Origin of the sequence: Bartonella sp. CL100XZDX (assembly GCF_042195375.1) — a bacterium.
In the GTDB taxonomy this organism is placed as follows: domain Bacteria; phylum Pseudomonadota; class Alphaproteobacteria; order Rhizobiales; family Rhizobiaceae; genus Bartonella.
Genome location: NZ_JBHIOH010000045.1, coordinates 171734 through 191491, shown reverse-complemented (window position 1 = coordinate 191491; position 19758 = coordinate 171734). Strand labels below are relative to the sequence as shown.

The 19758-nt window shown below is 37.1% G+C and carries 11 protein-coding genes; 1 reads left to right on the top strand and 10 read right to left on the bottom strand.

The annotated features are described in order from the left end of the window. Positions 1-581: 581 nt before the first annotated feature. From tsaE to accD, 6 genes are all read right to left on the bottom strand, one after another. Entirely contained in the window at positions 582-1052 is a 471-nt protein-coding gene (gene tsaE, locus ACFILU_RS04755; protein ID WP_273790201.1) for a tRNA (adenosine(37)-N6)-threonylcarbamoyltransferase complex ATPase subunit type 1 TsaE, read from the bottom strand. Between the two features lie 51 nt (positions 1053-1103). Further along, positions 1104-3569 (bottom strand): PAS-domain containing protein, encoded by a 2466-nt coding sequence (locus tag ACFILU_RS04750; protein ID WP_375674953.1) that lies wholly within the window; start codon positions 3567-3569, stop codon positions 1104-1106. A 34-nt stretch (positions 3570-3603) separates the two neighbouring features. Beyond that, on the bottom strand, positions 3604-5001 hold the full coding sequence (gene ahcY, locus ACFILU_RS04745) for an adenosylhomocysteinase (RefSeq protein WP_375674952.1): 1398 nt from the start codon (positions 4999-5001) through the stop codon (positions 3604-3606). A gap of 713 nt (positions 5002-5714) precedes the next feature. Continuing rightward, entirely contained in the window at positions 5715-6713 is a 999-nt protein-coding gene (locus ACFILU_RS04740; protein WP_375674951.1) for a complex I NDUFA9 subunit family protein, read from the bottom strand. Positions 6714-6756: 43 nt separating this feature from the next. Next, complete coding sequence (locus tag ACFILU_RS04735) at positions 6757-8076, bottom strand: folylpolyglutamate synthase/dihydrofolate synthase family protein (protein WP_273790205.1); 1320 nt, start codon at positions 8074-8076, stop codon at positions 6757-6759. 4 nt (positions 8077-8080) lie between these two features. Further along, entirely contained in the window at positions 8081-9001 is a 921-nt protein-coding gene (gene accD / locus ACFILU_RS04730) for an acetyl-CoA carboxylase, carboxyltransferase subunit beta (protein WP_375659792.1), read from the bottom strand. Positions 9002-9973: 972 nt separating this feature from the next. Between accD and ACFILU_RS04725 the strand changes: the two genes are divergently transcribed. Continuing rightward, positions 9974-10693, top strand: coding sequence for a sulfate transporter family protein (locus ACFILU_RS04725; protein WP_375659791.1), 720 nt, complete (start codon positions 9974-9976; stop codon positions 10691-10693). A gap of 1852 nt (positions 10694-12545) precedes the next feature. Here the strand turns inward: ACFILU_RS04725 and coaBC are convergent. The 4 genes from coaBC to gyrB all read right to left on the bottom strand — a co-directional run bounded on the left by coaBC (position 12546) and on the right by gyrB (position 18958). Beyond that, on the bottom strand, positions 12546-13967 hold the full coding sequence (gene coaBC / locus ACFILU_RS04720) for a bifunctional phosphopantothenoylcysteine decarboxylase/phosphopantothenate--cysteine ligase CoaBC (RefSeq protein WP_375630590.1): 1422 nt from the start codon (positions 13965-13967) through the stop codon (positions 12546-12548). 68 nt (positions 13968-14035) lie between these two features. Continuing rightward, the gene (ubiB, locus tag ACFILU_RS04715) at positions 14036-15622 is read right to left on the bottom strand and encodes a 2-polyprenylphenol 6-hydroxylase (RefSeq protein ID WP_273790209.1); all 1587 of its coding nucleotides are present in this window, start codon (positions 15620-15622) and stop codon (positions 14036-14038) included. A gap of 2 nt (positions 15623-15624) precedes the next feature. Then, positions 15625-16407, bottom strand: coding sequence for a bifunctional demethylmenaquinone methyltransferase/2-methoxy-6-polyprenyl-1,4-benzoquinol methylase UbiE (gene ubiE / locus ACFILU_RS04710; protein WP_375674949.1), 783 nt, complete (start codon positions 16405-16407; stop codon positions 15625-15627). Between the two features lie 118 nt (positions 16408-16525). Continuing rightward, positions 16526-18958, bottom strand: coding sequence for a DNA topoisomerase (ATP-hydrolyzing) subunit B (gene gyrB / locus ACFILU_RS04705; protein WP_273790211.1), 2433 nt, complete (start codon positions 18956-18958; stop codon positions 16526-16528). Between the last annotated feature and the right edge of the window lie 800 nt (positions 18959-19758).

Sequence of the window (19758 nt, the reverse complement as noted above, 5' to 3'; positions counted from 1 at the left end):
TTAAATGAATTTAAGAATTCGTGCTTTTATGCATGATTCAATTGACCATTTTTATAAAAAATTGCTTTGTATGAAGAATATAGGCAATTCTTTCCTTATATGCGTGTTAAAAAATATTGGGTGAATGATAATTTCATAAAGGTATTTTTTCTTAGATAAGACTATTGAGATAGATAGTGCTTTCAACACATAAAAGGAGATTTTAAGCAAAAACTTTCCAAATTACTTTTCTGAAGCTCACAATTTTTAAGCAGAAAAAAACAAGCAATTCACTACAGGTTATAGAATGCTCTTCTAAAGGGTTACCACTTCAATTTAAAATTCTCTTATACTATTCTCTAGAATCAAAATTGTAGGTATCAGATTCTCTAAAATAAATTGATGAATTCCTATAAATTAACGGCTGTCCTTTGCAATTTATGTCATTGTTATATGAAAGAGTCAGCACTTCGTTTCATCTTCCATGGTCGGTGCCTCCATGAAGCCTTCTTTATGTTGTTCATCATCTCAAATTTCATAGGTATATCCTGAGATATTACCAACTAAAAAAATGATGATGCCCATGATTATATCTATGTTTTTTAAAATGTACGAATTGTAAAAGACTGTTGCAAACATTCAATGGAATGTTGTGCTGATTTAACTGTTACATGACGCCCATGTTCTTTATAGTGTAAGGTGAGTGCAAAAGTGGCAAGCTCTAAAAGAGCTGTATTTCTTTCTGGCCATTCAACAAGTAAAATATTTTTCTCACGAGCTTCATGAAGCCCTAATTCATCAATTTCTTCTGCCATAGAAAGGCGATAAAGATCAGCATGAATAATTTCAAACTTTGGAAGTTGATAGCTTTGCACAAGAGTAAAAGTAGGGCTTGGAACATCCATAGTGTTATCGTTTGCAAGTGTTTGGATGATTGTACGTGCAATGGTTGACTTTCCAGTTCCAAGATCCCCTTGCAGCGTTACAAGATCTCCTGGCTTTAAAGAAAGAGCTAAATTTTGTGCAAAAAGCTTTGTTGCCTCTTCATTTTCAAGAAAAAAACTAAAATTCATTAAAAGTTCCATGAAATGGATGAAAAATTTTTGTTATCATAAAAGTCAAAATTAAAAAATCTTATCTCCTTTGGAGAGTGGGAAAAAACATTTAACTGTTGTTCCTTTTCCAGAACCGGTAAGAATTTCAACATGTCCACCGTGTAGTTCAACGAAACTTTTCACAAGGGAAAGGCCAAGACCCGCTCCCGCACGCCCACCATGGTGTGAATGGGAAGAAAAACGTTTAAAAATACGATCAAGGACGTCGTCTGGGATGTCAGAGCCCTGATTGTGAACGCTAAAGACAATGTTATCATCTTGTTCATCGACGCAAAATTCAATAGTACTCGCCTCCGTTGCAAAATTAATAGCATTGCTCAGTACATTCACAAAAATTTGATGCAAGCGTTTTTCATCAGCAGAAATAGAATTTAAGGAAGGGGAAATTTGTTGTAAAAGCGTAATATGACGTCCATTAAGGCGATCTTCTACGCGTGCTACTGCTTGTATCATAGCATCGGCAATGTTAACCGATTTTATGTCCAACTCCATAATGCCTGCATCAAGGGTAGCAAGATCAAGAATATCGTTAACAATATTTAAAAGAGTTCCTGATTCTGAATGAATGTGTTCAAGATATTCTTGTTGACGTTCATTGATAGAGCCGAAAATTTGATCACGTAAAATATCGGAAAATCCAATAATATTTGTGAGAGGTGTGCGCAATTCATAAGAAACATGTTGGACAAATTCATTACGCAAACGATCAGCACTTTCTAATGCTTCATTTTTTTCTTGAAGAGCACGCGCAACATGAACAGTGTCCGTAACATTCACAAAAGTAAGCATCGTTTGTCCATTAGGAAGAGGGACCAAAGTATAGTCAATAATCATATCATTTTTAAGATCTATACGACCTGAAAATGTTTCACGTTTTTCAGCAAAACCGGTAATGAACTTGGTAAACTGATCCCATTCTGTCCCCAAGGTTAAGGCTGAACAATGGCTTTGTAACTGTGTAATATGGGTTCCTTCTACCAGTAAATTATAAGGAAGAGACCACAATTTCGACAAGGCAGGATTCGATAAGCGAAGGCGTCCATCAGTACCAAAAACGACCACGCCTTCAGAAAGTTTATCAAGTGTTTCACCTTGTATTTTAATAAGTGTATTATAACGGCGCTCAAGATCAATTTTTTCTGTAAGGTTTTCGTACAGCCAAGTGACACCTCCTTGTGGATGAGGGTTCGAGACAACCCGCACCGTACGCCCATCTGGAAGATTCCAAATTTGTTGGTTTGATTCTGTTTGCCAATAGGCTTTTAAAAGTTCTTCTTTCCATGCGCGCCAATCAGGGTGTTCAGCAATGAGCCCCTTTTCACGTAAACGTTCAAGAAACAATGTATGGCTTGGTTCACTTTCTAAAAAAGAACTCTCCAACGGCCATAAAATTTTGAAAGCATGATTACAGAATTTTAATTTTTGGTTTGTATCAAAAATGGCTACAGCTGTTGAAATTTGGTCAAGTGTTTCACAATGGCTTTGAAGAACATATCTTAATTCATGAGCAAGATTTTCATATGCGCTGTCATCACGTGCAAAAGCTGCCATTCCTTCAGCTGTTGTAATACGTGTGAGATGAAAACGGTGCCGTTCTCCACCAATAACCGTATGAACATGTTCTTGAAAAATTGTTTCTGTTTCATCTGTTTTGCGTTGTGTATTTTCATTGAAAAGATCCCCCACGTCATCACTGTCTTCAGGAAAGTCTGTCATTTCTCTAAAGGCGCGATTGATAAAACAAACTTTTCCTTCACAATCTTTTATCCATACGGGCTCTTGAATAAGATCAAGAAGATTACGCTGCATTCTCAGTTCAGTAAGAAGGCGGGCTATATCTTTCTCTAAACGAGCATTTTCACTCTGTTGTTTTGAGATATCTTGAAAACGAGCAATAGCGACTGTTCCTGCGATGACTCCTGTAACTTGTAGCAGTACATTGTTTGTGGTGGTGATAGAAAGATCAAAAGGGTGACATTTACAACGTAGTTGAGTCAATGCATAATCAAGTTCTCGCAGAGAATTTTCTTCAACCCAGAGCTCAAAACGCTGAAAATCTTTCTGATCGATTCCTATTTTTTGCAATGCAGAAAGAGCACCAACAACACGGGGTAAGGTTGTTGGATTTTCCCAAATAAGAAGGAATTGCTCGGTTTCTTTCAGAAGCCATTCATAATATTTAAGTTTTTCAGAAAAATTTGCCTGAAGTATCTTCAAAGGCTTCTGTGCAGTTTTTTTTGCACGCACGGTAACAGCTATGCACGAGAGAAGGGAAGCACAAGAAATTCCTCCACACAGCGCTAAAAGCAGCCATGGACTATTTGGAAAAGTGAAGAAAAATGGTAAATAACCTTCCAATGACTGAGCAACAGCGCATGTTGGAGAAAAAAAGAAAAAAAGGCAAAATATATACGTATAGATTCGGATCTCTTTTTGAGCTTTTTCTTTGGGGTTATAGTCACCAAAGCTGAGCACGGCATCTTTCCCTTTTTTAACCCAAGGAAACGTATTAGTAACGGTAATGGTTTGGTTTATAAGGTCCTTGTGGTGAGACTCCAATATAGGCGGCTTGTTCTTCTGATAAAACACTTAATTTTATTCCTAACCGATCAAGATGTAGACGTGCGACTTTTTCATCAAGATGTTTAGGCAAAACAGTGACTTCATTTGTATAGTGTTCTGCACGGGTAAAAAGTTCAATTTGCGCTAAAACTTGATTAGTAAACGAGGCTGACATGACAAAAGAAGGATGCCCAGTCGCATTCCCGAGGTTTAACAAACGCCCTTCAGAGAGCAAAATGATGCGTTTTCCATCGGGAAAGGTGATCATATCAACTTGTGGTTTTATATTTGTCCATGGCAAATTTCTAAGGGCAGCGACTTGGATTTCGTTATCAAAATGACCAATATTTCCAAGAATACACATATCCTTTACTTGTCGCATATGGTCTAAACGAACAACATCTTTATTGCCTGTTGTCGTGATGATAATATCAGCACTGGAAGCAGCATCATCCAAATTAACAACTTCATAGCCATCCATAGCGGCTTGAAGAGCGCAAATGGGATCAATTTCTGTTACTTTAACACGAGCCCCAGCACCAGAAAGAGATGCTGCTGAACCTTTACCTACATCACCATAACCACAGACAATGGCAGTTTTACCGGCGATCATCACGTCTGTTCCACGTCGAATACCATCGACCAATGATTCTTTACATCCATATTTATTATCAAACTTTGATTTAGTGACGCTATCATTAACATTAATAGCAGGAAAAGGTAGAAGTCCTTCTTTTTGTAACTGATAAAGACGGTTTACACCTGTTGTGGTTTCTTCGCTTACACCTTTAATTGCTGCACGCTGTCGTGTAAAAAAACCTGGCGTTGCATACATACGCTTTTGTATTTGTTTGAAAAAAATTTCTTCTTCTTCTGTTTTGGGATGCGATAAAATATCTTTATTTTGTTCTGCACGACTTCCCATTAAAATATAGTTTGTGGCGTCAGCTCCATCATCTAAAATAAGATTGGAAGGATTACCATCTGGCCATTGGAAGATTGCATCTATATAAGTCCAATATTCTTCCAATGTTTCACCCTTAACGGCAAATACAGGAATGCCAGTTGCGGCGATAGCTGCTGCTGCATGGTCTTGCGTAGAAAAAATATTGCTAGAGCTCCACCGTATATCGGCGCCAATCGCTTTTAATGTTTCAATTAAAACAGCTGTTTGAATTGTCATGTGCAATGAGCCAGAAATACGCGCTCCGCGCAAAGGTTGGCTGGAAGAAAACTCCTTACGACAAGCCATCAAACCAGGCATTTCAGTTTCAGCAATATTAAGTTCTTTACGACCATAAGCGGCAAGTGCAATATCTTTGACAACAAAATCTTGAGCTGCCATTCTTCATTCCTTTAAAATAAGTTTTTCCAAGACGGTAGGAGAAATTAAAAAAAAATGCAAGACAAGAAGAGGACTTCTCTATGTGAAAAAGCTCTTTTAAAATCTCCATAAATTTGTGCAACAAATATGCATTTACGGATCTGAGTAGTGATGTTACTAACAGAATAAGAGATCTTCATGATAAGTCTTATTATATAAACAAAACTCTATCCTTTTCACGTAACTTTAAAGCTTTTAAAAATCTCTAGAGGGAATACCTTTTAAATAATAAAAATGGTGCATTGCTTCACAGTTTTTATATCGATTTTTTATGGGATAATATCGAAAGTAGTATACCCATATTCTACTCACTTATGCGGTTGTTGAAAAAGGAAGTATTACTTTAATCTCATTATTAAGCTTTTTAGCAAAATAATATAATGCAAAGCCATAGGCTATCATGTTTATGAATAGGCAATTCAGAATCGGTTCTTTAGGATTCCAATGTTGCATCTGCTCTTGGATAAAGACAGTTTATAAGAAGTGCTTTTCTCTTGTTTTCAAAGATTTTTATCAAAAGATTATAGATATACGATTAAACATTTTTTGTGATACTGAATAGAGTATTTAAAATGTAAAAACATCACTCTATTGAACACTCTGATTTTAAAACTGCTAACAACGAGCGATGAATTATAAATCAAATAATTAACTCAGTTTTAGAAGAATTTATTCTAAACGAATAGGTTTTGGGAAAATTGACCATGTGGACGAAATCGCCAAAGATAACTTGGCAAGAATGCTGCCATTGCTCTGGGGGTAATTCCCACACCTTCTAGAGTATATCCATTCTCTATAGCTTCTTTAGAAACAATGTTATCCATTTGCAAAAAACGTATCTGATTGGCTGTTACGAGTGTTGGTACAAAAGGCAATTTACCGACTGTTCCCAAAATTCCTCCAATCAATAGACCAGCAGAAAGGGGCATGGATAGGATTGTTTTTTTACGGTGAATAATTTTGAGTATATTTTCAAGAGTATTTTGGAAGGTGATAATCTGGGGACCACCAAGATCATAATTTTTTCCCCAAGAAACTTGTCCATCTAAAGCGCGCGCGATAAACTCAGCAACATCACCAACATACACGGGTTGCAATTTGCTTTGCCCACCTCCCAAAAGAGGCATAATTGGTAAAAAACGTGACAAATCTGCCAAGGTGTTAAAGAAACAGTCCTCTGGTCCAAAGATAACGGATGGACGGATAATAATTGCTTGAGGATGCTTGTTATGAATGATTTGTTCACCTATAAACTTAACACGTGCATAAAGACATGAAGCATTCTCGTTAGCCACAAGTGTTGACATATAGATTAGCGGAATACCAGTTTCTGCTGTTAATTCAGCAACATTGTAAACACCATCAATTTGTGTTTTTTTAAAATTCGATTGATTTGCTTGTTTTAAGCTACCAGGCAAAAACACTGCTGCATCAGCTCCAAGCAATGCGCGTGCAACAGAAGCACGATGCTTGATATCTGTTTTAAGCATTTGGGTTTGTCCTACTTCTCCTATTTGAAGCATGTAATAAGCTTTTTGTGGACAACGAACAGCGATACGAACGCGATACCCCCGCTTAGTCAAAGTTTCAACGACATGTCGTCCTACAAAACCAGATCCGCCAAAAACAGTAATAAGTTTAGGATGTTGATAAAGTGCACAATCAAGTTGCATGATGAAAAAGTCTATCTTTCAAAGTTTTAAAAATGGCTAATTTTTAGCACGGAGGTGTTTTATTGTCACGCAAAATATCGCCCGCAAGATAAAGGGAACCACCAATAAGGACAATTGCCTCTTTATATTCCACCTTAATCTTATGCAAAGCATCTTGTAGATGAGCTTGTGGAGTAGCAAGGATTCCTGCTTTTTGCGCTGATTCAGCTAAGTTTATTGGAGAGATACTTGCATTATTGTTAATCAGCGGTATCGTATATACTTTATCGACAAGGTTTGCTAAGGAACGAAAATAACCGACAGCATCTTTGGTATTGAGCATGCCAGCAATCATAATAATAGGACGATCTGTTTTTTTTCTCCATTGTGCAAGTTCTGCTCCAATAACTTTTCCAGCAGCAGGATTATGACCACCATCTAACCATAAATCGATATTAGGAGACAGTTGATCAACCAAATGTCCCTGGGTAAGATGTTGCATTCGTGCGGGCCAATAAATATTTTTCAAAGCATCATTTATGGCTTGTTCTGAAAGTTGAAAACCTGCTTGAAAGACTGCTTCAAGAGACGCGCCAGCATTAGCAACTTGGTGGTCTCCAATAAGGTTAGGAAGGGGAAGATCCATGAGACCTTGATTGTTTTGAAAAACCATACGTCCATGTTCTTTATAACTTTGATAATCTTGATCAAATAGAGAATAAGATGCTTTATTTTTATTAGCAAGGGGTATTAGAGTAGCAAGAGTTTCTTCATAATTTTGCTTTCCAATGACTACAGGAACGTTTGGTTTGATAATCCCTCCTTTTTGAAAAGCGATTTGAGCAATTGTCTTTCCAAGAAAGATCTCATGATCATAATCAATGGGCATAATAAGTGATACAGCTGGTTTGTTAACGACATTGGTAGCATCAAAATGTCCTCCCAATCCAACTTCTAAAATGACAACATCAGCTGGATGTATACTAAACAGCATAAAGGCAGCGGCTGTAAAAATTTCAAAAATAGTAATCGGCTCTTGACGATTTACTTTTATAATTTCATGGATTGTCTCAGCTAATTGGTTTTCTGTAACAAGTTGACCACCTCCTTTTTGACCTAACCGGCAGCGTTCATTCCAGTTGACGAGATGAGGTGAGCTATAGACATGAACGCGGTAGCCTGCACTTTCCAAAAGAGCACGGCAAATTGCTGAGGCAGATCCTTTGCCATTTGTTCCAGCGATGTGAATAACAGGTGCAAGTTTTAAATGTGGATTACCAAGACGCTCTAAAAGGTGAACAATACGCTCTAAAGAAAGATCAAATTTTTTCGGATAATTTTTTAGTAAATCATCCACCACCCTTTGTATTTGGCTTTGTTGCATAAATTTAAGCTGCTTTTGTTGTAGAAAGCGATGTTTGAGAGTCTGTTGGGGATGGATCGGAAGGGTTAAAAACAGCAGGGCGTTTCATTATCAAGCGTAAAAGACGTGCAATGGTTGTTTTCATGTCTAAACGCGATACAACCATATCAATCATACCATGTTCAAGCAGATACTCACTACTTTGAAAACCTTCTGGTAGGGTTTCGCGTATAGTTTGTTGAATTACACGTGGACCAGCAAAACCAATCATAGCGCCAGGTTCGGCAATGTGAATATCACCAAGCATGGCGTAAGAAGCAGTAACACCACCGGTGGTTGGATTGGTCAGCACAACAATATAGGGAAGTTTTGCTTCTTTCAACATTTCAATCGCTACTGTTGTACGAGGCATTTGCATCAACGAGAGTGTTCCTTCTTGCATGCGTGCACCACCAGAAGCAGCAAAAAGAACCAGCGGGCGCCTTTCAGCAATAGCAGTATCAAAAGCTTTGATAATAGCTTCTCCTGAAGCCATACCGAGTGATCCACCCATAAAGGCAAAATCTTGAACGATTGCAATAATTGGTAAGCCTTCAATCGTACCACGTGCACTTAAAATATTGTCATCAACACCAAGTTTAGAACGATAATCTTTTAACCGGTCAATATAGCGTTTTTCGTCACGAAATTTTAAAGGATCTGTTACAACTTTTGGATTTTCAAGAGTTGTATAAACACCATCATCAAAAAAATGCATGAGACGATTTTTAGCACTGATACGCATATGATGGCCAGAATTGGGAGCTACAAATTGATTAGCTTCCAGATCTTTATGGAAGATCATTTCACCACTGGTAGGATCTTTAATCCATAGATTTTCTGGAATTTCACGGCGCCCCAATATAGAGTTAATTTTAGGACGAACATAATTTGTAATCCAGTTCATCTTTATAACCTTCCTTTAAATATTGTGCATCTTTTGCATGATTTGAAAGAATATAGAACTTAAGCAGTCACATTTGCTTTACCGGTTGAACAAAGGAGTCTATTTAATACTTTTATCAGTGTACGTATAGCTTGTTTTTTAATTTTTAATTTTTCCCATATCATAACAATCATATGCATCATGAAGAGTATTTCCTATAATAAATTTCTCATAAGTTTTAAGAACTTACATTTTTTTATTTTTTACTTTGGTATTAAAATTCACTCCTTGTGTGGTTAACAAACGCCTTATTTTTTAATAAAAATGAATATCCAATTAATCATTCGTATCAACAGTTTTGAAGAAAAGAAACCTTATAGTATAAGGCGCTAACAAGGCTAAAATAATCCATTAAAGATAATGAATACGACAACGCTATATTAGCGAAACGCTAACATCAGAGCAAGGTTTTTTTCAAAAGGTTTCTTTAAAGCGCATGCTTTTACAATTAAAATAGAATACGCTCAAAATACTCCGATTCCATTGAACTCAATATTGTTTTGAATAAAAACAAGAGGAAAAAGCATGCCGCCAAATAGTAGAAAAGTACAGAGTATTAGGAATTGCGCAAAACAATTAAGCACGTAGCTAAACGAAGTTAAACAACTCTACTGAATAAATAAAAGTAAACAACTTTCCTCCCAACTAGTTCTTATTCCTTAATTTTTTAGATATATCATACAAATGCAATAATCTACACTCTGTACAAAAATATTAAAAATTTCTTCTACAACAGCTGCTTTTTAAATTCTTCTTGGTTTTTAAAATTCAAAATTTCTATTCATTAAAACTTTATTTTAAACAAAGAAGCCCTAGCCGTTTTTTATAATGTTCTTGAAAAAATCTTGTAGTTCAAAGAAAGAAAAAATTATACAGTACATTCTTTAAATATATTTCTTGTTTTTTTTGCGTCTTTCCTTAGTTTATTAATCTATGATTTTTACTGCTGCTTATCGTGCTTTACAACGTCTTTTGACCTCGCAATATCGTATTATGATACTGAAAGCATTGGGGGTTACTTTTTTCACTCTCACCATTTTATGGTTATGTGTGCACCAACTTTTTGTGTCTTACTTTTGGCCCTGGATTGCACAATTTCTTCCTGGACTCCCTAGTTGGGCAGGATGGATTGGTTTTAGCATGCTTATCATTTTTAATCTTGGTTTGGCTCTTTTGTTGGCTTTTTTGATTGCACCAATCGCAGCTATGATTGGTGGTTTTTTCATTGACTCTGCTGCTGAAATTATTGAAAAAGAGGATTACCCAAACGAGCCTATTGGACAAGCTTTGCCGTTTCGGCGTTCTCTTATCATTTCCTTTAAATTTGTTATTTTAAGCCTTCTTGGTAATGGAATTGCTTTTATTTTATTCTTCATACCAGGTATTAATTTAATTGCTTTTTATCTTATTAATGGTTATTTGCTCGGTCATGAATATTTTTTGTTTGCTGCTTATCGTTTTCGAACAGAGCAAGATGCACGTGCTTTTTTACATACTCATTACACAACGGTTTTTGGTGCAGGATTATTGATAGCGCTTTTTGTTTCGATTCCAATTCTTAATTTAGCAACACCGCTTTTTGCAGCCGCCTTTATGACATATTTACACAAAATGCTTTCCCAAAAGACCATGGTACGCATTACACAAAAATAGTGTTCCTTGACTTTAAGGTTAATAAAACTTGCTAGCCAAAGAAAGCATAATATAAAATTTTATGCTTTATCTTTTATTAAAGCAATATATTGATTTATAATGATAATTTATTGTTTCACAACATGAGTGAAAAACCTAAATATCATGAGGATTTCTCATTTTAGTCCTATTCATATTAGATCAATTGAAATCGTTTGTTAATATGTCATAAACGGAGGTGGTGTGCAGATAAGAGTACTTTCAAAAAGGCGTGAAATATCTTTTATGAATCCTCTTAATGCAAACATTATCGTCGCATTGAAAACTGAAAAAGAGTATGATGGTGCCGCTTTGTACCTTCTATTTCAGTAACAATGGATAGCATAAAGTATTTTATACCATTCATGGAGAGTGTATACTCTTCATAAGAGTTTTGGCAATTATTGAAAGATATCTGTGTAAAACAAGCACGTAGTTATATAGGAGTAACGTAGTAGCGCCGTAGATATTCTGATTTTGGACAACAGAATGATTAATATGATAAAAGTGGAAAAAATAAGCTTAGGCGATTGACCGTCCGATCCCATGGAAGAGCTCTTTCTTAAGAAGAAGCAAAGAATGGGAGACACCACTGATGATTAAAAATGATGAGATTTTAAAAGCTATAAGTGCAATGAAATAAGAATTCATTGAAGCACTTTTCGTACAAGTGGTGCACTGTATCAAATAATTTTTAGATAAAACACCATTAATTTATGAAGAGAATTGATCATTTTCAACTTGAATAAGAATCCAAAATATAGAAATATTCTTTAATTTCAAAGTCTCTATTCAACATCAAAAAATTATTTACTTGCACATTATAGGCGAGACCAATGTATGGATACAAGGCTTTCGATAGAGGAATAAAAATGCTTTTCATGAATCATTACAATGTGAGGATATCATGGATAAAATTCTAGTCTTTGTGGTCTTGGTGTGCTGGAGAGAGGACACACACATTTAATCTTAAAGACCGATCACTGAGGAAAATAATAAAGGCGTCAGTTTAGACAGTGGTGCAATGAATTTTGTCTATACTCTTTATAAGCGTCAGTGTGAGATATGCTTTAAATTGCATTGAGATATTATAATATATTGATTTATATATTATTTTTCATAGTAAATAAGAGTTCCAAATAAAGCTGTCATATTTTCTCATTAGCTGCTCTCATCATGAAACAATCAAAATCATTTATTTGCATATCATAAATATGACCAATATGGGGATAAAAACATTGAAGAAAGAAAATGCTTTTTATAAATTTTATCCAGTGCAAGAGCTTTGTCAAAATTGATGGTAGCCAAAGTAAATGATAGCTTGTTTTTTTATAAGCTGGGGAGACAGTGGTGCAAGAGATCCTACTTTTATGAAGGCTAAGGTGATACGGGATTTTAAAAAAAATATTTCCCAACGCTCGTCACACCCATTTCGCGACAGCGCTTGTGAATGGTATAAGGGCAAAGTTCTCGTGAATAATATAAAACTTATAGGGCATCACTATCTTTACGCTTAATAAAAAGAGCACGCTGGCGCCATCATCCTCAGTGTTGCCCGAGACGGCCCATTATAAGCGTTTTTAGTTCTTTCTTAAACGTTTTGTATTCATACAGCTATCCTTGTTTGCAATGTACAAGAAAATGATTTTTATTGCTTTAACATGAGAGAGATTGGAAATGAGAGAATCTTACGATATTTGGGTTCTAATTTAATATGAACAATGCGAGATTATCATTATAAATCAAAAATATTGTATAACAATCGAGATGGATAGACACCTATTGTCAGTTCTATTTTATAGGTTTTTTTAATATCAACGCGTTTGAAGAGTTATTATTTGCAAAGGGGTATATTTTCCTCATGAGGAGTAGGTGTTTTGGGGGCAAAAAATGATACAATCACGTTTGCTAATTTTTGCGCTACGTGTTGTTTACTCATATGGGGCCATTGTTCAACTTTTTTTCTACTTACGAGATAAACTTGATTTGTATCAGCACCCATGACACCTGTACCATCTAGTTGAAGAGAAATATCATTAGCAAGAATGAAATCAGCTCCTTTTTCAACACATTTTTTTTGCGCATTGGCAATGATGTCACATGTTTCTGCAGCAAAACCAATGACCAGTGAGGGGCGGTTTGGAGCGTGTCCAATCGTTGCTAAAATGTCAGGATTTTCGACCATATGAAGGGATGGTGGTATTTTATGAGCATTCTTTTTAATTTTGTGTAAAGACTGCGTTTGACTGCGCCAGTCACAAACAGCGGCAACAAAGATGGCGCCATCAGCAGGCAATGCGGTTTGAACGGCTTGTAACATCTGTTGTGCTGTTTCAACATGAATGGTTTTTACTTCTTGTGGGTCTGCAAGATTAACAGGTCCACAAATAAGTGTTACTTTTGCACCCAAATGCGCAAGAGCGGTTGCGATGGCATGACCTTGTTTACCTGAAGACCGATTAGCAAGATAACGTACTGGATCAATTGGTTCATGGGTAGGGCCAGAGGTAACGATGAAATGGCGGTCAGAGAGAGGTTTTTCATGCCCATTCAAAAGAGCCTCTATGGTAGCAACAATAGTTAAAGGTTCGCTCATACGCCCATATCCTATCTCGTCACGTTCAGCCATATTTCCGATTTCTGGTCCGATGATATGAACGCCATCTGCGCGCAGTTGTGCAACATTGCGAATAGTGGCAGGATGCGCCCACATGGACGGATTCATGGCGGGTGCAATTAAGAGTGGACAGCGTGCCGCTAAAAGAATGCAATCAGTCAGATCATCTCCTATGCCATTGGCTATTTTTGCAATGCGATTGGCTGTAGCAGGGGCTAAAATAATAAGGTCAGCATTACGTGCTAATCGGATATGTCCAATATCATGTTCTTCTTCGCGTGAAAATAAATCAGTATATACAGTACCACCGCTTAAAGCTTCAGCGGCTAAAGGCGTAATAAATTTTTGCGCTGCTTTTGTCATTACAACTTTTAAGTGTGCTCCACGTTCTTGTAAACGGCGAATCAAATCAAGTGCTTTATAGGATGCAATACTTCCACCAATAATAAGAAGAAGAGATTTTGATTTCAATGATTTCACTTCAACAGCACTAGCATGAAGGGGTTGTGTGGTGAGAGGAGTGGGATTGCTTAAAAGGCGTCGGACTTCTTCTTCCATAGAAATACCATTTTGCGCGGCGCGTATGCGCAAAGCTTCTTTGGTTTCAGGAGACAGGTTACGAATGGTAATACTGGCCATAAAATACCTCCAAGAAATAAAATGATTGCAATGATTTCATTGTTGATATTTTTAGCATATTAAGGAGATTAGAAAAGATGAAAAAAGTAAAAAGTAAGAAAAGTGCAACAAAGTGCAATGATGAAAAGGCTATAACGACCATAACGGTTTCGATGACTTTGTTCCACAGCAAGTTGTTTGAGGGTAGTAGGAGAAAGATTAAAACCTGTTTTTCTCATTTGATTAAAATCTTCTTCTATCCGTTGGAAATTTTGAACCAATTGTGGTGTTTTGCGTGCCAGCGAAAGGAGAGCTTGTGCTCCTTCACTAAAGTCTTTGGCAACGCCTACGGGTCCTAAATTTTTACTAATCCATTCTTTGACAACGGGTTCAGAAGCTTTCCACATATTAAAAGTGGGGTCTAATGTGCGGGCAACGCCTTCCACAACAACCATCGTTTTTTGCAACAATAAAAGTTCAGGTCGCGTTTGCATGTCAAATAATTCAGTGACTTCAAACAATAAAGTGAGCAATTTAGCCATGGAAATGCTTTGTGCTGATTGTCCGTGAATTGGTTCACCAATAGCGCGGTTGGCTTGCGCAAAGCTTTCAATATTATGGTGTGAAGGAACATAACCTGCCTCAAAATGGGCGCGTGCAACCCGATGGTAATCGCGGGTAATAAAGCCATAAAGGATTTCAGCAAGGAAATGCTTTTCTTTTTTACCAAGCCTTCCTGTAATGCCTAGGTCAACAGCAACAATACATCCTTTTTCATCTACAAATAAATTACCAGGATGCATATCGGCGTGAAAAAAACCATCACGCAATGTATGGCGAAGAAAAGATTGAATAAGCGTAATAGCGAGCGCCTTCAAATCAAAACCTGCTTCTTTAAGTTTGGAAGTTTCGGATATTCTTATACCATCAATCCATTCCATTGTAAGGACATTACGTCCTGTCCGTTCCCAGTCAATACGTGGAACCCGAAAGCCTGTATCATGTTGAATATTTTCAGCCATTTCAGATATAGCTGCTGCTTCTAGGCGTAAATCCATTTCAAGCCGTGTTGTTTGTGCTAAAGTATCCACTACACAAACAGGACGAAGCCTTCGAGAGGCAGGGATATAGCGCTCTTGTAAATGAGCAATGAGATAGAATCCTCTAAGATCTTTAGAAAAACGTGCTCTGATATTGGGACGAATAACTTTTACAGCACATTTTGTCGTATGGCCAGTTTCATCACTGTATTCAGCTGGATGAACTTGAGCAATAGAAGCGGCGGCAATGGGGGGATAAAAATTTACGAATAAATCATCAATAGAGCGACCAAGAGAACTTTCAATTTGAGCAATAGCGGCGGTACAAGAAAATGTTTGGACGCGATCTTGTAGTTGTGACAAATCTTTCGCAATATCATGGCCGACAATATCAGGCCTTGTTGCAAGAAATTGACCAAGTTTTATGTAAGAGGGTCCAAGCTTATTAATGGCATACGAAATATTTTCAGATCGCTGTTTCTTTTTTGTTTTGCGTCTTGCTAATGCGCCCGCTATACGATGACATAGCGCTGGAAATCCTTGAAGATCATCATGAGGAAGAGCACTTAAAACACCTTCACGTGTTAAAACCCATCCTGCACGCATCAATTGAAAGTAAGGGGAAATTTGCACCATTTTTAAATTTTCCAACCTGAATGCAGCGCTGCAATCGCACCGGTGAGATTGCGGTACGATACCCGCGAAAACCCCGCATGCTTGATCATATGGGCAAAATCATCTTGCTTAGGAAATTTGCGGATAGATTCAACCAAATAACGATAAGCATCGCCATCATTTGCGATAAATTGACCCAGCGTAGGGATAGCATGGAAAGACCAAAGATCATAAATTTTATCGAGCCAAGGTATCTCGACATTTGAAAATTCTAAACATAAGAAACGTCCACCGGGCTTTAAAACACGAAAAGCTTCTCTAAGAGCTTGATCAATATGAGGAACATTGCGAATTCCAAAAGCAATCGTGTAAGCGTCAAAGCTTTGATCTTCAAAAGGTAGATTTTCTGCATTGGCTTCAACAAAATCAATCAGAGGGGCAAGACCATTTTTTTGTGCGCGTTTTTTGCCAACGCTGAGCATTGAGCCATTAATATCAAGTACTGTAGCATGGGCTTTTTGGCGTGAAGCATTAAGAATACGAAAAGCAATATCACCTGTACCGCCAGCGACATCAAGAACTTTCCAATGAGAAAGTGCTGGTGGGGAAAGCCAAGCAACCATGGAATTTTTCCACACACGGTGTAGCCCTAAGGATAAGATATCATTCATCTTGTCATAATTTTCAGCGACAGAATGAAACACACCATCCACCATGGATTGTTTTTGCGTTTCATCTACTCTTGTAAAACCAAAAGAGTGCTCCATGCCACCCTTGGTTCCTACACGTTCTGTTTCAATTGCCATGTATATGATCTTCCTTATTTTTCTTTTATCGTAAATGAAATAGAGAGGGAATGTTCAACTACGAAAAAACAACGTATAAAACTACGACATTTACACAGCCAAAAACAGAAGAGTACCTTTAGATATCAAGATTGGCAACGTTTAAGGCATTGTCTTGAATAAAAATACGTCTAGGTTCAACTTCATCACCCATGAGACGAGAAAAAAGTGAATCTGCATCGGTTGCATCATTAATTTTTACTTGTAAAAGAGAACGTGCATTGGGATCAAGCGTTGTTTCCCAAAGTTGTTCAGCATTCATTTCCCCAAGACCTTTATAACGTTGAAGAGTAACACCTTTTTTACCGTTTGTAAAAATGCTTTCTAAGAGGCTCATAGGACCAAAAATACGCTCTGTTTTATCTTTGCGACGTAAAAGAACAGGAGGATGATATATGTCGATAAAATTTTGGGAAATGCGATCAATTTGACGTGCATCAGTTGAATTTATAAGTCCCACATCAAGCGTAACAACATCTTTAACACCACGCAAAATACGCTCAAAACATAAACTTCCATCTGCTGTATATTGTCCACTCCAACCTTGTTCCATATCATCAGCAATCAGATTAAGGCGGTGTGCTATAGTATCTGCTATTTTTTGCGCTTTTTCTTGTGATGCAAAGACTTCAAGATTAAAAGCGCCAACAATTGCTGCTTGTTCAACAATATTACGATCATAACGGGTATGAAGACCATTTAAAAGTTGACGTAATATACGAGCATCTTTAGCGAGTTGATACAAATCAGCCCCTGCACGAACTTCTCCCGTTGAAAGCTCAAGCGTTGTTTCTTCTAATCCAGTATCGATCAAGAATTCTTCAAACGCTGCTTCATTTTTAATATATTGGGAAGATTTTCCACGCGATACTTTATAAAGAGGAGGCTGAGCAATATAAAGATGACCACGTTCAATCAATTCAGGCATTTGTCTAAAAAAGAAAGTAAGCAGCAAAGTTCGAATATGGGCTCCATCAACGTCCGCATCCGTCATGATAATAATCTTATGATAACGTAATTTATCCGGTGAAAATTCATCTTTACCGATAGACGTTCCAAGAGCTGTAATAAGTGTTCCAATCATATCAGATGAGAGCATGCGGTCGAAACGTGCTCGTTCAACATTGAGGATTTTACCACGAAGGGGTAAAATTGCTTGATTTTGACGTGAGCGCCCACTTTTTGCTGAACCGCCAGCCGAATCCCCCTCGACAATAAAGATTTCTGATTTTGCAGGATCACGTTCTTGGCAATCGGCAAGCTTTCCTGGCAGAGAAGTGATATCAAGTGCCCCTTTTCGTCTTGTGAGTTCACGTGCTTTGCGCGCTGCTTCACGTGCTGTTGCAGCTTCTACCACTTTACTAATGAGAAGTTTTGCTTCATGAGGATGTTCTTCCAGCCAGACTGAAAGACCTTCATTGACCAAATTTTCAACAATAGGGCGCACTTCAGAAGAGACTAACTTATCCTTTGTTTGTGAAGAAAACTTTGGATCAGGAACTTTGACAGAAAGAATAGCTGTTAATCCTTCACGGCAGTCATCACCGGTTAAGTTCACTTTTTCTTTTTTAGCAATACCTGAAGATTCAGCATAGCCATTAATTTGGCGCGTAAGGGCACTTCTAAAACCTATCAAATGAGTTCCACCGTCACGCTGAGGAATATTATTGGTAAAACACAAGACCTTCTCATGATAGGAATCATTCCACCATAGGGCAACATCAACGCTCATACCATCCTTTTCACTTGCAATATAAATAGGATTATCAAGCAGGGCTTTTTTTGATTGGTCAATATATTTGACAAACTCCGTTAATCCACCTTCATAATGCAATTCAACTGATTTAATATCAGCATGACGCTCGTCAACAAGAAGAATATAAACCCCAGAATTTAGAAAGGCTAATTCCCGTAAGCGGCGCTCCAAAGTTTCAAAATCAAACTCAACCATAGTAAAAGTTTCAGAACTTGGTAAAAATCTGATTTCTGTTCCACTTTCTCTATCGCAATCGCCAATAACTTTTAATGGAGCATCAGCTACCCCGTGGGTAAATGATATTTCATGAATTTTACCATTGCGTTTGATTTGCAATTTAAGCCAAACGGATAATGCATTCACAACAGAGACACCAACACCGTGTAATCCGCCTGAAACTTTATAAGAGTTTTGATCAAACTTTCCGCCGGCATGAAGCTGTGTCATAATAACTTCAGCTGCAGAAATACCTTCTGTTGGATGGATATCTGTCGGAATTCCACGTCCATTATCACGAACAGAACAAGAACCATCAGCATGGAGTGTGACGTTTACAAGAGTAGCATGACCGGCTAGAGTTTCATCAATAGCATTGTCTACAACTTCATAGACCATATGGTGTAAACCCGATCCATCATCAGTATCACCGATATACATACCAGGACGTTTGCGTACAGCATCAAGACCTTTGAGAACTTTGATAGAAGCGGCATCATAGTTATTGCTTTGTACTGGTGAGGTTATTTCATCACTCATAAGTTAGTCCATTCCTGTGTTCAATTTACAATATTTTATCCGCTTTTTTCAAAGCTCAATGTTCTGATCAGTTATTTATGGAATAACCACATTAAATATTTACCGTATATCAGATCTAGATTCAATATCTGTCGATATATAATGGAGAGAATGATGAAATGATAGTGTACTGTTATGCTGTAAAACACGAGGGCGGTGATATAAGGCGAATAAACACTTTTGACTTATACAAAAAGTTGTTTCATAAAACGATGCTATTTACTTTGTTTATTTTTGCATATGCGTAATGTTTTAAAATTAGTTATGCATTTTTGTGTTACTCTAGCAGAGGTCTTACTTGTTTTATCCATAAATCAATTTTCAATCCTAATTCTACCATATATTTAAAACAAAGGTTACGAGCTCTCTAAGCAGTTCAAACTTTTGTATGTTAGATTGAGGCGAAAATATTGTGTATATTGGTTTGTGTCATCTTTAAAATGTGAAAAAAGCCTCATTTGAGGAAAATATAAACGCGTAAATATAAAAACACGTTTCCACGATCATCTTTTTTTATATTCAACTTTACAATTTTAAAAAACGTCTACGGTGATGTTTTTGAATAATGATGGTGATGACGCATTATCTTACGCTTTATGTTTTTCTCATTCCTGTAATGGAGGTTACGTCCCTCATTTAAAACAAAGCACCATTGCGCTGATATTCTCGCGCTTTTTTAAGGAACATCTCTCAATGTTTCCAAACTCATTTTACAACGATGTTTGAATAATATAGCGCAAAATACCCTGTGAATACTACAA

Excerpts from the sequence above, each read along its gene's own strand:
- tsaE (WP_273790201.1), bottom strand. The coding sequence starts at position 1,052 with ATGAATTTTAGTTTTTTTCTTGAAAATGAAGAGGCAACAAAGCTTTTT.
- ahcY (WP_375674952.1), bottom strand. The coding sequence starts at position 5,001 with ATGGCAGCTCAAGATTTTGTTGTCAAAGATATTGCACTTGCCGCTTAT.
- ACFILU_RS04740 (WP_375674951.1), bottom strand. The coding sequence starts at position 6,713 with ATGCAACTTGATTGTGCACTTTATCAACATCCTAAACTTATTACTGTT.
- ACFILU_RS04735 (WP_273790205.1), bottom strand. The coding sequence starts at position 8,076 with ATGCAACAAAGCCAAATACAAAGGGTGGTGGATGATTTACTAAAAAAT.
- accD (WP_375659792.1), bottom strand. The coding sequence starts at position 9,001 with ATGAACTGGATTACAAATTATGTTCGTCCTAAAATTAACTCTATATTG.
- ACFILU_RS04725 (WP_375659791.1), top strand. The coding sequence starts at position 9,974 with ATGATTTTTACTGCTGCTTATCGTGCTTTACAACGTCTTTTGACCTCG.
- coaBC (WP_375630590.1), bottom strand. The coding sequence starts at position 13,967 with ATGGCCAGTATTACCATTCGTAACCTGTCTCCTGAAACCAAAGAAGCT.
- ubiB (WP_273790209.1), bottom strand. The coding sequence starts at position 15,622 with ATGGTGCAAATTTCCCCTTACTTTCAATTGATGCGTGCAGGATGGGTT.
- ubiE (WP_375674949.1), bottom strand. The coding sequence starts at position 16,407 with ATGGCAATTGAAACAGAACGTGTAGGAACCAAGGGTGGCATGGAGCAC.
- gyrB (WP_273790211.1), bottom strand. The coding sequence starts at position 18,958 with ATGAGTGATGAAATAACCTCACCAGTACAAAGCAATAACTATGATGCC.